The organism is Cellulomonas humilata (assembly GCF_030814415.1).
In the GTDB taxonomy this organism is placed as follows: domain Bacteria; phylum Actinomycetota; class Actinomycetes; order Actinomycetales; family Cellulomonadaceae; genus Cellulomonas; species Cellulomonas humilata_A.
The window spans coordinates 693,683-707,984 of the sequence record NZ_JAUSVB010000002.1 but is presented as its reverse complement, the minus strand read 5'-3'; the positions used below and the strand labels follow the sequence as shown (position 1 = coordinate 707,984).

Sequence of the window (14,302 nt, the reverse complement as noted above, 5' to 3'; positions counted from 1 at the left end):
CTTTTGACGACGTACCTCACAATCCGGTCGGGCCGACTCGATCGTCGCCGAGGGCCGGCCTTTGTCGACTTCCCACAAGGCCGGACCCTATGCTCGGCCCATGTCCAGCACCCTGGGCGGGAAGGGCTCCGCCCCCGCCGCTGCGCCCGATCGGCCTGAGCCGCCGGACCCGTCGCCGACGCCGAGCCGGACCCGCCGCTCGGCGCCTGCGCGCCTGCGCGCACCGGTGCTCGAGGCGCGTGGCGGCCCGGAGACGCAGCGCCGGGTGCGCGACAGCGCCGGGCTGCTGTCCGCCGCGGCCATGCGGCGGCTCGACGACGACCTCGAGTGGTACCGCGCGCTGCCGGCCGAGGACCGCTCGTGGGTGGGCCTGGTGGCGCAGGCGGGGATCACGGCGTTCGTCACCTGGTTCGCGGAGCCCACCCGCCCGCCGCACGGGGTCGGCGACATCTTCGCTGCCGCCCCGCCCGAGCTCACGCGGTCCATCTCCCTGCAGCACACCCTCCAGCTGGTCCGCGTCGTCGTGGACGTGGTCGAGACCCACAGCGACCGGCTCGCCGCCCCGGGCGACGAGCGCGAGGTGCGCGAGGCCGTGCTGCGCTACTCCCGGGAGGTCGCGTTCTCCGCCGCCGAGGTCTACGCCCGCGCCGCCGAGGTCCGCGGCGCCTGGGACGCCCGCCTCGAAGCCCTCGTCGTGGACGCCCTCGTGCGCGGTGACGTCGACGACGCCCTGCGCTCCCGGATCGCCGCGCTCGGGTGGAGCGGACGGGGATCCACGCTGGTCATGGTCGGGACGACGACGTCCGCGCTCGACGACGTCCGCGCCGCCGAGCTCCGTCGCGCGACCCGCCGCGCAGCCGACGACGCCCTGGTCGGCATCCAGGGCGACCGGCTCGTCGTGTTCCTGGGCGGCGAGGGTGACCTGCTGGCGGCGGCCGGGACGCTCCTGCCGCGGTTCGGCCCGGGACCCGTGGTGATCGGACCGGTGGTCGGTGACCTCACCGACTCCGCCCGGTCCGCGCGGGCCGCGCTGTCCGGGCTCGTCGCGGCACCCGCGTGGGAGCAGGCTCCCCGCCCGGTCCAGGCGGACGAGCTGCTGCCGGAGCGCGTGCTCATCGGGGACGTCACCGCGCGCCGGACGCTCGTCGCGCAGGCCTACGCGCCGCTGGCGGCCAGCCAGGGTTCCCTGCTCGAGACCGTGTCCGCCTACCTGGGCACCGGGCGCTCGCTCGAGGCGGCCGCACGCACGCTGTACGTGCACCCCAACACCGTGCGCTACCGCCTGCGCCGGGTGGCCGACGTGACCGGCTGGGACCCGTTGGACGCCCGCGAGTCGTACGTGCTGCAGACGGCGCTGGCGCTCGGTCGGCTCGACGCCGTGACGCCTCCGCCGGCCGCCGGCGCGCGCTGACCCATGCACGTCGACGGGCTCGGCGCGTTGTAGGAGTCGCACAAGGGCGTCCGAGAAGGTTGGTGCACGCCGTGAGGCGGGTCGACCGGCTCGGCCAGGCAGAGTGGTCGGGTGCTCGTCGTCGTCTGCCCCGGTCAGGGCGCCCAGTCCCCCGGCATGCTCGCCCCGTGGCTCGAGCTGCCGTCCGTCGCCGAGTCGATCGCGCGGGCCTCCCGCACGACCGGCCTCGATCTCGTCGCCCACGGCACCACGTCGGACGCCGACACCATCCGGGACACCGCCGTGGCGCAGCCGCTGCTCGTCGCGTCGGCCCTGGCGAGCCTGCGTGCCGTCCTCGATCTCGACCCCGACGACGCCCTCGACATCGCTGCACAGCGGGTGGTCGGCGCCACCGCAGGGCACTCCGTCGGCGAGCTCGCCGCTGCCGCGATCGCGGGCGTGCTGACCGACGACGAGGCCCTGCGGCTCGTGTCGGTGCGCGGTGCCGCGATGGCCCGCGCCGCGGCGACGACCCCGACCGGCATGTGCGCGGTGCTCGGCGGAGACCCCGACGAGGTGCTCGCTTCCCTCGCGGAGCACGGCCTGGTGCCCGCGAACGTGAACGGCGGCGGCCAGGTGGTCGCGGCGGGCACGCTCGACGCCCTGGCCGCGTTCGCCGCCGCTCCCCCGGCCCGCGCCCGCGTCATCGCGCTGCAGGTGGCGGGTGCGTTCCACACCGAGCACATGGCGCCCGCCGTCGCCGAGCTGCGTGCCGCGGCCGACGGCGTCACCCCCGGCGAGCCGATGGTGCCCCTGCTGACCAACTCCGACGGCAGCGTCGCAGCGTCCGGCGCGCGGGCGCTCGAGCTGATCGTCGCGCAGGTGGCCAACCCCGTCCGCTGGGACCTGTGCCAGTCCACGCTCCAGGCGCTCGGGGTCAGCGGGCTGCTGGAGGTGGCCCCCGGAGGGGTGCTCACGGGGCTGGCCCGGCGTACGCTGCCCGGGGTCGAGACGGTCGCCGTCAAGACCCCAGCCGACCTGGACGCCGCGCGCGACCTCGTCCGTCGGCACACCGGAACCCCCGAGAGCCACCAGGAGAAGTCGTCGTGACCCGTCCCACTCTGACGCAGGCCACCGGCCCGGCCCACACCCGCATCCTGGGCATCGGAGGCGTCCGCGGCGAGCGGGTCGTCCCCAACGACGAGCTGATCGGCCCTATCGACTCCTCGGACGAGTGGATCCGCCAGCGGACCGGCATCATCACTCGCCGCCGCGCCGAGGCGGGCACCGACGTGCTCGACCTCGCCGAGGGCGCCGCGAAGGCCGCGCTCGAGAACGCCGGCCTCACGGGTGCCGACATCGACGTGGTCATCCTGTCGACGGTCACCTACTTCCACCAGACGCCTGCGGGTGCGGCGATCATCGCCGACCGCATCGGCGCCACACCGGCAGCCGCGTTCGACATCTCGGCCGCGTGCGCCGGGTACTGCTACGGCATCGGGCAGGCCGACGCGCTGGTCCGTGCCGGCACGGCCCGCAACGTGCTGGTGATCGGCGCCGAGAAGATGAGCGAGCTGGTCGACCCGACGGACCGGTCGATCTCGTTCCTGCTCGGCGACGGCGCCGGGGCGGTCGTCATCGGCCCCTCCGACACGCCCGGCATCGGCCCGACCATCTGGGGCTCGGACGGCAGCCAGGCCCAGGCCATCCGGCAGACGCACTCCTGGCTCGCCACGCGTGACGAGGGCCTCGGCTGGCCCACGCTGCGCCAGGAGGGCCAGAGCGTCTACAAGTGGGCCGTCTGGCAGATGGCCCCCGTCGCGCAGAAGGCGCTGGACGCAGCCGGGGTGAGGGCCGACGAGATCGAGGCCTTCATCCCGCACCAGGCGAACATGCGGATCATCGACCAGATGATCAAGACCCTCAAGCTCCCGGCCTCGGTCGTCGTCGGCCGTGACATCGCGGAGACCGGCAACACGTCCGCCGCGTCGATCCCGCTGGCGACCGAGCGGCTGCTGCGCGAGGGTCAGGTGAGCAGCGGCGCGCTCGCCCTGCAGATCGGCTTCGGAGCCGGCCTGGTCTACGCCGCGCAGGTCGTCGTCCTGCCCTGACACCCGTGCGGTACGACCCCCGGTTGTACCGTTCGTCCGACCCCACACCGCAGAAACAGACACGAGGAGAAACCGATGGCGTACAGCGAGCAGGAGATCCTGGCCGGACTGGCCGAGATCGTCAGCGAGGAGACCGGTCTGCCCACGGACTCCGTCCTGCCCGAGAAGTCCTTCACCGACGACCTCGACATCGACTCGCTGTCGATGATGACGATCGTCACGCTCGCCGAGGAGAAGTTCGACGTGCGCATCCCCGACGACGAGGTCAAGAACCTCGCCACCGTCGGCGACGCCGTCACGTTCATCACGGGCGCGCAGGCCTGATCCTGCGCGACCGGGTCGGTCCCGGGCTTGTCGCCCGGGACCGGCTCCCCTCTCACAGCATCTCGACCGCAGATCTGGAGCACCGATGAGTCACGTACCCGACGTCGTCGTCACCGGGCTGGGAGCCACCACGCCTCTCGGCGGTGACGTCCCCAGCACCTGGGCCGCAGCGCTGAACGGCGAGTCCGGCGCACGGCGCTTCGACAACGACTGGGTCGAGAAGTTCAGCCTGCCCGTCGAGTTCGCGGCCACCATCAAGGTCGACCCGTCCGAGGCCCTGACACGGCCCGAGATGAAGAAGATGGACCCGTCGGCGCAGTACGCGATCATCGCCGCCCGCGAGGCCTGGGCCGACGCCGGATCGCCCGAGGTGGACAACGACCGGTTGGGCTCCGTCGTGTCCTCCGGCATCGGCGGCATCCGCACCATCCTGGACGCGTGGGAGAGCCTGCTCGCGAGCGGAAACGCGCGACGGGTGCTGCCCATGACGGTGCCCATGCTCATGCCCAACTCCCCGACCGCCTACGTGTCGCTCGAGTTCGGCGCCCGCGCCGGAGCCCACGCTGTCGTGTCCGCCTGCGCCTCGGGCGCCGAGGCCATCGGCTACGGCGTCGACATGATCCGCAGCGGACGCGCCGACATCGTCATCGCCGGCGGCACCGAGGCGTCGATCCACCCCATGAACGTGGCCGCGTTCGCCGCGTCGCGCACGCTCTCGCTGCGCAACGACGACCCCCAGGGGGCCTCGCGCCCCTACGACGTCGACCGCGACGGGTTCGTCATGGGCGACGGCGCCGGTGTGGTCGTCCTGGAGAGCGCCGAGCACGCTGCCGCTCGCGGCGCCCGCGTGTACGCACGCATCGCCGGCGTCGGCCTCTCCGCCGACGGTTACCACATGACCTCCCCCGAACCGTCCGGCGAAGGCCAGATCCGCGCGATGCGCGCCGCGCTCGAGGAGTCCGGGATCGCCCGCATCGACGTGGTGCACGTCAACGCGCACGCGACGTCGACGGTGGTGGGTGACCTCATCGAGGCTCGCTCGATCCGCGGCCTGCTGGGCGACGAGGCCGACCACGTGGCCCTCTCGGCCACCAAGTCGATGACGGGCCACCTGCTCGGCGGCGCCGGCGCGCTGGAGACGATCTTCGCGATCCTCGCGCTGCGCGACCGGCAGGCACCGCCCACGATCAACGTCGACAACCCCGACCCCGAGCTGGTCCTCGACCTGGTCCGCGACAAGCCCCGCACCCTGCGCGACGGCGACATCGCAGCGATCAACAACTCGTTCGGTTTCGGCGGCCACAACGTCGCCCTGGTTGTCGCCTCGGTCTGACGACCGGACGGGCTCGTGCCCGTCCTCGTCTCGCCACGGTCGTGGCCGGGCACACCGACGACTCTGACGAACCGGCCCTGAGTGACGCGGAGCAAGCCTCTGCGTCACCCAGGGCCGCTTCGCTCAGTAACCGGTGAACGCGTCCGTGCGGATGCGGCGGACACCCGAGCGGCGCAGGACGCGGCGCGAGTGGTCGACCATGCCCGGTCCCCCGGAGACGTACGCGACCCGGAGTCCGGCGTCGGGCACGGTCGCCTGGAGGGTCGTCGCGTCGATCGTCGGGCCGGTGGCGAACACCCACGACTCCGGCATCGCGGGCGGCTGCTCCGGGCTCACGACGACCACGCGCGCCCCGGAGTCGACGAGCACGTCGGCGTACGGAGCCTCGTCGCCCGGACCGAGCAGCAGGACCACGACGACGTCCCGCTGCGCACCCGACCGAGCGAGGTCGGCCAGCTGGCTCACGAACGGGGTGATGCCGATGCCTCCCGCGACCAGCAGCAGCGGGACCGTCGGGTCCTTGGGGAGGACGAAGTCGCCACCGACGCCGGTCGCGCGCACGAGGCCACCCTCGGGCAGCGCGCTGAGCGCCTGCTTGAACGAGCTGAGGCTCTCGGTCACCCGGAACGCGACTGCGACCCCGTCGGCGTGGTCGGGCGGGGTGGCCAGCGAGAACACGCGTCGCGACCCGCGCGCGTCGGCACTCGTGTGTGGGACGTGGAGCTCGATCCACTGCCCGGGCCGGAACCGCACCGCGTCGTCGGACGCGAACGCGACCTCACGGATGCCCGGCGTGACCATCCGCTGGGCGCGCACCCGCAGGTGGACGGCGCGGCGCTGACCCAGCGTGAAGGCCAGCACGTTGCCGACGACGAGCGCGAGCTCGGGTGAGGCGTACAGGACGCCGACGCTGAACGGTACGACCGTCAGAGCGCCCACCAGGGCAGCCTCGGACAGCTGCTGCCACCGGCGCGGCGGCAGGGTGAGCGGCTCGGTGAGCATGAACCCGGCCGCGAAGACGAGCGGGTACGACTGCAGGGCCGTCAGGAGGGCGTCGAGCGGGGCGGCACCGGCGGCGACGAGCCGAGGCAGGAGCACGGCGAGCGCGACGGCGAGGTAGGTGGCCACGAGCGCGAACCGACGGGTGCGCAGCACGACGACTAGCGCAGCCACGGCGACGACGGGCAGCAGGGCGGGTGTCGCCACCCACCAGGTGGCCCCGAAGCCGCCGAAGACCGGCACCAGCAGACCCGCAGCGAGCGCGCCCGCGGCGGCGGGGTTGAGGACGTGTCGCGCGCGGACCGCCACGACGAACTTGGACAGCGCGGCGAGCGCGGCAGCCAGGGCGACGACGCCGAGCCCGGCGGGTGTGGTCTCCGGCCAGAACAGGAGCGCCAGGATCAGGCCCGTGATGACCGCCGACTCGGTGTGCACGCGGGTGCGCCAGAGGGCGCCGCACACTCGACTGGCGAGCACACTGACTCCCAGCGCGACGGCCGCGCTGACGGCGACCGCGACCGGGTCCTGCTGCACGGGGCCGAGGACGGACAGCGCCAGGGCGACCAGGAGCACGCCACCGAGGGCGATCGTGACCAGCCGGTACATCGTCACGCGGCCGAGGACGGCGTCGATCGTGCTCATGCGAACAGCTCCCCAGGCAGGCCGAGCGAGTAGCGGACCCGACCGTCCGCGTGCACCCGCACGTAGGTGTGGTCGAACGCGGCCTCCAGCCGGTCGGGGTCCGCGAAGAAGTGCGCGGTGCTCAACCCGTCCGCGACCATCGCGGTGTCGGCGACGACCCAGGTGGCGACGACGTCCTGCGCCGGTCGTCCCGTGCGCGCGTCGACGACGTGGTGCAGCCCGTCCCCCCACGCCCGGCGGTCCACGGCCGACCCGCACAGCGCGGCACCCTCGAGCTCCATGACGCCGATCGCCCGCGTCGGGTCACCGGGCTGCTGGAGGGCCACCCAGAAGGCAGCTCCGCCGTGGTTCACCAGGTCCCCGCCGGCGTCGACGACGTACTCCTCGATCCCGCAGTCCCGCAGCTCGGCCGCGACGAGGTCCACCAGCTGACCCTTGCCCGCGGCGCCGACGTCGAGCAGGACCGGCTCGCGGACGACGAGCGTGCAGCCGTCGCGCTCGAGCACGTCGTCCCACGCCGGTGCCGGCTCAGGCTCGCCCGCCGGCCGCAACGAGTAGCCCGCGTCGTACCCGAGCCGGACCAGGCTCCGTGCGACCAGCGGCGACACGGCGCCGTCGGTGCAGCGCCCGAGCGTGGCATACAGGTCGAGCAAGGACCCGGCCTCCGCGGGCAGCCGGTACGTCCCGGGCTCGCGCGACATGCGAGCGACCACCGAGTCGTCGCGGAACCGCGACCAGACGGCGTCGTACGCCGCGATCCGGGACCTGACCCGGGCGAGCGTGACGACGTCCAGAGGCCCGTCGACGTGGATCGACCAGTGGGTGCCGATCGCGTCGAACGACGCCTCAGGCGAGCGCATCCGCGGCGATCTCCGCGACCGCCGCGTTGAACCCGTCGGGGGTCAGCGACGAGCCGGAGACGGTGTCGACGGCGAGGCCCTCGATCGGCTGCCCTACGACGGCGTCGGCCACGCCCGAGGCGAACTGGGTCTGGAACTTCTGCGAGGCGGGGTTGGTCGCCTCCGGGGTGACCACGACGGCCGTCACCACTCCGCCCGCGAGCGTGATCGAGACCCCGACTGTCTCCGGTCCGGCGGGAGACTCGTACGAGCCGGTCGCCGTGTAGGTCCCGTCGGCGTACTCGGGCTCCTCGGCGGCGGCGGTCTCGGCCGGCTGCTCGACGGCGTCGTCCGCGGTGTCCGGGCTCGCGCCTCCGCTGCTGCACGAGGCGAGCGCAGCGACTGCGGACACCCCCGAGACGAGCGCGATCGTGGTCCTGCGTGGCGTCCTCATGCGTGGTGTCCCCTCATCGTGTCCCCCTGGCCCCGGCCTGTACGGCCGCAGCGCGACAGGTCAGGACGCTAGGGTCCACGGCCGGGCGCACGCTGTGAACGTCCAGTGGGCGAGCGAACCGATTAGGCGTACGGGTCAGCCCACGCGGTGCAGCCAGCGGACCGGCGCCCCGGCTCCCGCGTAGCGGAACGGCTCCAGCTCGTCGTCCCAGGCCTGCCCGAGGGCGAGGTCCAGCTCGCTGCGCAGGCGGACGGGGTCGGCGGAGTGCTCCAGGGCGGCGCGGATGCGGTCCTCGGGCACCACGATGTTGCCGTGCACGTCGGTCGCGGCGTGGAAGATCCCCAGCTCGGGCGTGTGGCTCCAGCGGGAGCCGTCGACACCGTGACTGGCTTCCTCGGTGATCTCGTAGCGCAGGTGGGCCCAGCCGCGCAGCGCCGAGGCCAGGCGCGCGCCGGTGCCCTGCGCGCCCTGCCACGAGTGCTCAGCACGGTAGAACCCGGGACCGGCCGGCTGCGCCGTCCAGTCGAAGGTGGTGCGTGAACCCAGCACGTTGCCTGCCGCCCACTCCACGTGGGGGCACAGCGCGCGCGGTGCAGAGTGCACGAAAAGTACACCGCGGGTGATCGCACCAGCCATGTCGTCCTCCTGAACGGGCTCGAGGTTCGCCTTCCCCAACGACCTCAGTCACGTTCCCAGGAGTACGCATGCCGGACGGACAGCTTCGCGGCGTGCTGGGGACAGCATGCCGGACGTTCCCCCGGCACGCCAGCGAACTACAGCGTGTCGCGGATGGCGCGCATGGCTTTCTTGCGCACGGACCGCTCCAGGCGGTCGAGATAGAGCATGCCGTCGAGGTGGTCGACCTCGTGCTGGAGGCAGCGGGCCATGAGCTCGACACCCTCGACGACGACCTCCTTGCCGTCCAGGTCCGTGCCGACGACCCGCGCGTACCAGGACCGGTGCGTCGGGTACCAGAGGCCCGGGACCGACAGGCAGCCCTCGTCGCCGTCCTGGTACTCGTCCTCGGACAGCTCGACGATCACGGGGTTGAGGACGTAGCCGACCTCGTCGTCGATGTTCCAGGAGAACGCCCGCAGGCTGACGCCGATCTGGTTCGCTGCCAGGCCGGCGCGCCCCTCGGTGTCGACGGTCTCCAGCAGGTCGTCGACGAGACCGCGCACGCGGTCGTCGATCGTCGTGATCGGGTCGCAGGGGGTGCGCAGGACGGGGTCCCCGACGGTCCGGATCTCTCGCATGGCCATGCGGAAGATCCTCGCACGGCAGGCCGGTCGACGAGGCGGGGACGGGCCCCTGCGCCCGTCCCGACGGCCGAGTGTGAGCAGGGAGACAGCCCAGGCGGGTGCAGCGGAGCTCCTCCGAGCGTACTTTTGTACTGACCAGTCAGTTTAGGAGATGTCGTGATCGAACCCGCCGTGATCGCACGCGGCTTGCAGCTGCACGGCGACCGGGGACCCGTCTTCGGTCCCGTGGACCTCAAGATCGCAGCCGGGACGCTCACCCTGGTCCAGGGACCGCAAGGCGCCGGGCGGACCAGCCTGCTGCTCGCCCTCGCGGGTCGCATGGTGCCGGACGCGTCGTCCGACCTCGTCGTTCTGGGCCACCGCCTGCCGGCACAGCGGACGCTCACGCAGCGCCAGGTCTCGCTCGCCGGGTTCACGGGCATCGACGAGCTCGACGACTCGGTGACCGTCGGCGACCACGTGCGGGAGCGGCTCGCCTGGCTCGCGCCCTGGTACCGGCGCGCACCCCGCGCCGACCAGGCCGTGGTCGACCGCGTGCTGCTCCCCGTCTTCGGCGACCTGTCCGTCCCGGACGTCGACACGGTGGTGTGGCACCTCGACGAGGTCGACGCGCTCCTGCTGCGGATCGCCCTGGCGACGGCCCAGCGGCCCCGCCTGCTCGTCGTCGACGACGTGGACCAGGTGCACGACCGCGCCCGTCGCCGCATCGTCTGGGACCGCCTCGCCGCACTCGCAGCCACGGGCGTGACGGTCGTCGCGTCCTGCGCCGACCCCGACGAGGCCGTCGGCACCCGCTGGACCGTCCTGCCCGTCTCCGTCCCCACCCTCTGAAGGTCCGTCATGCTCTCGCTCACCTCCGGCACCGAGCTGCGCCGGTTCGGCCGTGGACGGCTCCCCCGGCTCGCCGTCGCGGCGATGCTGCTGGTCCCGCTCCTGTACGGCGCGCTGTACCTCTGGGCCTTCTGGGACCCGACCGGGCACCTGGACGCCATGCCCGTCGCGCTGGTGAACGCCGACGCGGGCGCCGACCGCGACGGCGCCCGGGTCACCGCGGGCCAGGACCTCACCGACGAGCTCACCGACGGCGCCGCGCTCGACTGGGTGGTCACCGACGCCGCCGACGCAGCCGCGGGCGTACGCGACGGTGACTACTACTTCGCCGTGACCATCCCCGCCGACTTCTCGGCGGACCTCGTCTCGGCCGGCGGCGACGAACCGACCTCCGCGCAGATCGACGTCACCTACAACGACGCCAACTCCTTCATCGGGACCACGCTCGGGCGCTCGGCCATGGACCATGTGCGCGACGGTGTCGCGGCGACCGCGGGCGAGCAAGCCGTGGACCAGGTGCTCATCGGGCTCGGGTCGGCGCGCGACGGCATGCTGCAGGCCGCCGACGGTGCCGTCTCCCTGCGCGACGCGTCCGAGCAGCTGGGCGACGGAGCGCACCAGCTGGCCGACGGCGCGGCCGACGCCCGGGACGGCGCCGCGCGGCTGGCCTCCGGAGCGTCCGCGCTCGACGACGGGGTCGGTCAGGTGGCAGGGGGCGCCGACCGGCTGTCCTCGGGCGCCGCGCAGCTGTCGGCCGCCGCGCGCACCGCGGCGGACGCGGGCGGCTCGCTGGCCGCGGGCACGCAGGCGGTCGCCGACGGTGTCCACGCCGCCACCCAGCAGGTCGACGCCGTGGCGGGAGGGCTGCCCGCGCTCAGCGACGGGCTCACCCAGGTCGGCGCCTACCTCACCGCCCGCGCCGCCGCCGGTGACCCGGACGCCGCCGCACTCCTGGCGGGGCTGGGCAGCGCGGACCTGCCGGACGCAGCAACGATCTCGGCGATGACCGACCAGCTCCACGCGCTCGACTCCGGCGCCGCGCAGACCGCCGCCGGCGCGCAGACGCTCAGCACCGGGCTCATCACGCTCGCAGATTCGTCGGCGTCCGTCGCCTCCGGCGCGTCGGCCCTCGCCTCCGGAGCCGACGGGGCGGCCGCCGGCGCCGACACCCTCGCCGCGGGGTCCGCGTCGCTGGCGACGGGCACCGCCACGCTCGCCGACGGAGCCGCCCAGGTGGCCGACGGCACCAGCCGGCTCGGCGGCGGCGCCCAGCAGCTCGCCGACGGGCTGACCGACGGAGCGGCGCAGATCCCCGACGACAGTGCCGCGCAGCGCACCGCCCGGGCCGGCGCGCTGGCGACCCCCGTGGGGATCGACGACGACGACGTCGCCCCCGCCGCGAGCCTCGGCGAAGGGTTCGCGCCCCTGTTCATCCCGCTCGCGCTCTTCGTCGGCGGCCTCATCACGTGGCTGCTGCTGCGCCCCCTGCCCACCCGCGCGCTCGCGACACCGGCGTCCGGGTGGCGGGTGACGCTCGCCGGCTATCTGCCGTCGCTCGTCATCGGCGCGGGTCAGGTGGTGCTCCTGCTGGGCGTCGTCGGGCTCGGGCTGGGCCTGAGCATCGGGCACCCGGTCGGGACCGCCGCGTTCCTGTTCCTCGTGGCAGCGACCTTCCTGGCGGTGCAGCAGATGCTCCTGTCGGTGCTCGGCTCCGCCGCGGGCAAGGTGGCGGCGATCGCGCTGCTGATGCTGCAGATCACGTCGGCGAGCGGCACCTACCCCGTCGAGACCACGCCGGCCTTCTTCCAGGCGATCCACCACGTGCTGCCCATGACGTACGCGGTCGGCGGTCTGCGCAGCCTGATCACCGGGACGCCCGACGCCCGGCTGTGGACGGCCGTCGGCTACCTGGTGGTCCTCGCGGTGGCGTCGCTGGCGGTGACGGCGTGGAAGGCCGGACGCCTGCGGACCTGGACCGTGGCGCGCCTGCACCCGGCCCTGAGCATCTGAGAGGCTGACGGGCATGCGCGCCACGGCCACCCGGGACCACATCGTCGAGGCCGCGCTCGCCCTCGTCGCCGACCGGGGGTTCACGGCCACGTCCGTCGACGACATCGCGTCGGCCGCCGGGGTGGCCAAGGGCAGCGTGTTCTACAACTTCGGGTCGAAGTCCGGCCTGTTCGAGGCGATCATCACCGAGGGCGTCGCGCGGCTCACCGCGGCGCTGCGAGCCGCCTCGGACGACCTGCACGGCCGCGACGCGCTCGAGGCGCTGGTCACGGAGCTGCTCACCCAGATCCGGGCACACCCCGACTTCGCGAAGCTCATGGTCGCCGAGACGTTCCGGACGGGTCGCAGCTGGCAGGACTCCATCCGGCTGGTGCGCGAGGAGTCGATGGGCGCGTTCGCCGCCGTCGTCGTCGAGACCTGGCCGGACCGCGACCCGTCATTGACCGCAGCTGCCCTGTTCGGCGCCACCCTCCTGGCCGGGCTCGAGTGGCTGGTCTTCCAGCCGACGCGCACCCTGGACGACGTGAGGGCAGCCGTACTCGCCACCGTGCACTGAGCCGACCGGAGCCGCCGAGATGCCCACCGACCCACCGAACGGCGTGCACTCCGAGGTCGGGCGCCTGCGCCGCGTGCTGGTCTGCGAGCCGGGCCTGGCGCACCGGCGGCTGACCCCGACCAACGCCTCCGACCTCCTGTTCGACGACGTGCTCTGGGTGGAGAACGCGATCCGCGACCACCGCGCGTTCGTCGCGGAGCTGCGGGCGCGCGACGTCGAGGTGCTCGAGCTGCACGACGTGCTGGCCGAGACGATGGCGGTGCCCGGTGCCCGCGACTGGCTGCTGGACCGCAAGATCGTGCCGGAGGACGTCGGCCTGGAGCTGATCGACGACACCCGTGAGTTCCTCGAACGGCTGGAGCCCCGGCGGCTCGCCGAGTTCCTCATCGGCGGCCTGGCGACCGTCGACATCACCGGCGGGTTCGACGACGACCACTTCGCGCTCGCCGAGTACTCCCCCGACACGCGCGAGTACGTGATGCCCCCGCTGCCCAACACCCTCTACACCCGCGACACCACCTGCTGGCTGTACGGAGGCGTGACCCTCAACCCGCTCTACTTCCCGGCGCGGCACGACGAGACGCTGCTGATGAAGGCCGTGTACCAGTTCCACCCGGCGTTCGTCGGCTCCACCGTCTGGTGGGGCGACCCGGAGCGGCACTGGGGTCGCTCTACCATCGAGGGCGGCGACGTCATGCCGGTCGGCAACGGGACCGTGCTCGTCGGGATGAGCGAACGGACGTCACGGCAGGGCATCACCCAGCTGGCGGAGGCGCTGTTCGCCCAGGGCGCCGCCGACCGTGTCGTCGTCGCCGGGATGCCTCGGCTGCGTGCGGCGATGCACCTCGACACGGTGTTCACGTTCGCGGACCGCGACGTGGTGACGCTCTACCCGAAGATCGTCGACGCGATCCACTCGTTCACCCTGCGTCCCGCCGACGGTGGCCGCGTGCACCTCACCGATGAGGGCTCGGCGCGGTTCGTCGACGTCGTCGCCTCGGCTCTGGGCCTTCCCGGGCTGCGCGTCATCGAGACCGGCGGTGACGCCTACGCGTCCGAGCGGCAGCAGTGGGACAGCGGGAACAACGCGGTCGCCGTCGAGCCGGGCGTCGTGTTCACGTACGACCGCAACACCACGACCAACGGCCTGCTGCGCGCGGCGGGCATCGAGGTGCTGGAGATCCGCGGGGCGGAGCTGGGGCGCGGGCGCGGGGGCGGGCACTGCATGACCTGCCCGATCAGCCGGGACCCCGTCGAGGACTGAACAATGCAGAAAGCCCCCCGTGCTCAATGAGCGCGGAGGGCTTTCTTCGATGCTGTGGAGAGTGAGCTCACTCCGCCGTGCGCTGCGTGGGAACGCCGGTGAGGAGCGAACGCACCTCGGACTCGTGGAAACGGCGGTGACCGCCGAGGGTGCGGACGGCGGAGAGCTTGCCGGCCTGGGCCCAGCGGGTGACCGTCTTCGGGTCGACGCGGAACAGAACGGCGACCTCGCCCGGCGTGAGCAGTGCACCCTGCGAGAGGGGGGCGTCCGTGGTGGTAACAGCCATG

15 protein-coding genes are annotated in these 14,302 nt (G+C 73.3%); 9 read left to right on the top strand and 6 right to left on the bottom strand.

All coding sequences use genetic code 11. The features are described 5' to 3' along the window. Positions 1-100 precede the first annotated feature (100 nt). From J2X26_RS09270 to J2X26_RS09250, 5 genes are all read left to right on the top strand, one after another. On the top strand, positions 101-1,411 hold the full coding sequence (locus tag J2X26_RS09270) for a PucR family transcriptional regulator (protein WP_307491653.1): 1,311 nt from the start codon (positions 101-103) through the stop codon (positions 1,409-1,411). 111 nt (positions 1,412-1,522) lie between these two features. Then, on the top strand, positions 1,523-2,500 hold the full coding sequence (locus J2X26_RS09265) for an ACP S-malonyltransferase (protein ID WP_307491652.1): 978 nt from the start codon (positions 1,523-1,525) through the stop codon (positions 2,498-2,500). Beyond that, entirely contained in the window at positions 2,497-3,501 is a 1,005-nt protein-coding gene (locus J2X26_RS09260; protein WP_307491651.1) for a beta-ketoacyl-ACP synthase III, read from the top strand. The genes J2X26_RS09265 and J2X26_RS09260 overlap by 4 nt, the downstream gene beginning before the upstream one ends. 75 nt (positions 3,502-3,576) lie before the next feature. After that, entirely contained in the window at positions 3,577-3,825 is a 249-nt protein-coding gene (locus J2X26_RS09255) for an acyl carrier protein (RefSeq protein ID WP_055913595.1), read from the top strand. Positions 3,826-3,910: 85 nt separating this feature from the next. Continuing rightward, a complete protein-coding gene (locus J2X26_RS09250) occupies positions 3,911-5,158 on the top strand; it encodes a beta-ketoacyl-[acyl-carrier-protein] synthase family protein (protein WP_307491650.1) in 1,248 nt (415 codons plus the stop codon). Positions 5,159-5,281: 123 nt separating this feature from the next. Here the strand turns inward: J2X26_RS09250 and J2X26_RS09245 are convergent, their stop codons facing one another. From J2X26_RS09245 to def, 5 genes are all read right to left on the bottom strand, one after another. Then, positions 5,282-6,799, bottom strand: a complete 1,518-nt coding sequence (locus J2X26_RS09245) for an FAD-dependent oxidoreductase (RefSeq protein ID WP_307491648.1) — start codon at positions 6,797-6,799, stop codon at positions 5,282-5,284. Beyond that, positions 6,796-7,659, bottom strand: coding sequence for an FAD:protein FMN transferase (locus tag J2X26_RS09240; RefSeq protein ID WP_307491647.1), 864 nt, complete (start codon positions 7,657-7,659; stop codon positions 6,796-6,798). The genes J2X26_RS09245 and J2X26_RS09240 overlap by 4 nt, the downstream gene beginning before the upstream one ends. After that, entirely contained in the window at positions 7,646-8,092 is a 447-nt protein-coding gene (locus J2X26_RS09235) for a hypothetical protein (protein WP_307491645.1), read from the bottom strand. The genes J2X26_RS09240 and J2X26_RS09235 overlap by 14 nt, the downstream gene beginning before the upstream one ends. A 135-nt stretch (positions 8,093-8,227) precedes the next feature. Next, the gene (locus tag J2X26_RS09230) at positions 8,228-8,728 is read right to left on the bottom strand and encodes a DUF3145 domain-containing protein (RefSeq protein WP_055913577.1); all 501 of its coding nucleotides are present in this window, start codon (positions 8,726-8,728) and stop codon (positions 8,228-8,230) included. A 137-nt stretch (positions 8,729-8,865) separates the two neighbouring features. Continuing rightward, the gene (gene def, locus J2X26_RS09225; RefSeq protein WP_055913574.1) at positions 8,866-9,354 is read right to left on the bottom strand and encodes a peptide deformylase; all 489 of its coding nucleotides are present in this window, start codon (positions 9,352-9,354) and stop codon (positions 8,866-8,868) included. Positions 9,355-9,510: 156 nt separating this feature from the next. Here def and J2X26_RS09220 point away from each other — a divergent pair, with 156 nt between their 5' ends. The 4 genes from J2X26_RS09220 to J2X26_RS09205 are packed head-to-tail and all read left to right on the top strand — an operon-like array spanning position 9,511 to position 14,015. Then, positions 9,511-10,185, top strand: coding sequence for an ATP-binding cassette domain-containing protein (locus J2X26_RS09220; protein ID WP_307491643.1), 675 nt, complete (start codon positions 9,511-9,513; stop codon positions 10,183-10,185). Between the two features lie 9 nt (positions 10,186-10,194). Further along, positions 10,195-12,195, top strand: a complete 2,001-nt coding sequence (locus J2X26_RS09215) for a YhgE/Pip family protein (protein ID WP_307491642.1) — start codon at positions 10,195-10,197, stop codon at positions 12,193-12,195. Positions 12,196-12,208: 13 nt separating this feature from the next. Then, positions 12,209-12,751: a TetR/AcrR family transcriptional regulator gene (locus tag J2X26_RS09210; RefSeq protein ID WP_307491640.1), complete on the top strand. Its 543-nt coding sequence runs from the start codon at positions 12,209-12,211 to the stop codon at positions 12,749-12,751. Positions 12,752-12,770: 19 nt separating this feature from the next. Beyond that, on the top strand, positions 12,771-14,015 hold the full coding sequence (locus J2X26_RS09205; RefSeq protein ID WP_307491639.1) for an arginine deiminase: 1,245 nt from the start codon (positions 12,771-12,773) through the stop codon (positions 14,013-14,015). Positions 14,016-14,082: 67 nt separating this feature from the next. Here the strand turns inward: J2X26_RS09205 and J2X26_RS09200 are convergent, their stop codons facing one another. After that, positions 14,083-14,301 (bottom strand): BldC family transcriptional regulator, encoded by a 219-nt coding sequence (locus J2X26_RS09200; protein ID WP_055913562.1) that lies wholly within the window; start codon positions 14,299-14,301, stop codon positions 14,083-14,085. Position 14,302 lies beyond the last annotated feature (1 nt).

Excerpts from the sequence above, each read along its gene's own strand:
- J2X26_RS09245 (WP_307491648.1), bottom strand. The coding sequence starts at position 6,799 with ATGAGCACGATCGACGCCGTCCTCGGCCGCGTGACGATGTACCGGCTG.
- J2X26_RS09250 (WP_307491650.1), top strand. The coding sequence starts at position 3,911 with ATGAGTCACGTACCCGACGTCGTCGTCACCGGGCTGGGAGCCACCACG.
- J2X26_RS09215 (WP_307491642.1), top strand. The coding sequence starts at position 10,195 with ATGCTCTCGCTCACCTCCGGCACCGAGCTGCGCCGGTTCGGCCGTGGA.
- def (WP_055913574.1), bottom strand. The coding sequence starts at position 9,354 with ATGGCCATGCGAGAGATCCGGACCGTCGGGGACCCCGTCCTGCGCACC.
- J2X26_RS09255 (WP_055913595.1), top strand. The coding sequence starts at position 3,577 with ATGGCGTACAGCGAGCAGGAGATCCTGGCCGGACTGGCCGAGATCGTC.
- J2X26_RS09200 (WP_055913562.1), bottom strand. The coding sequence starts at position 14,301 with ATGGCTGTTACCACCACGGACGCCCCCCTCTCGCAGGGTGCACTGCTC.
- J2X26_RS09270 (WP_307491653.1), top strand. The coding sequence starts at position 101 with ATGTCCAGCACCCTGGGCGGGAAGGGCTCCGCCCCCGCCGCTGCGCCC.
- J2X26_RS09205 (WP_307491639.1), top strand. The coding sequence starts at position 12,771 with ATGCCCACCGACCCACCGAACGGCGTGCACTCCGAGGTCGGGCGCCTG.
- J2X26_RS09235 (WP_307491645.1), bottom strand. The coding sequence starts at position 8,092 with ATGAGGACGCCACGCAGGACCACGATCGCGCTCGTCTCGGGGGTGTCC.
- J2X26_RS09240 (WP_307491647.1), bottom strand. The coding sequence starts at position 7,659 with ATGCGCTCGCCTGAGGCGTCGTTCGACGCGATCGGCACCCACTGGTCG.
- J2X26_RS09230 (WP_055913577.1), bottom strand. The coding sequence starts at position 8,728 with ATGGCTGGTGCGATCACCCGCGGTGTACTTTTCGTGCACTCTGCACCG.
- J2X26_RS09210 (WP_307491640.1), top strand. The coding sequence starts at position 12,209 with ATGCGCGCCACGGCCACCCGGGACCACATCGTCGAGGCCGCGCTCGCC.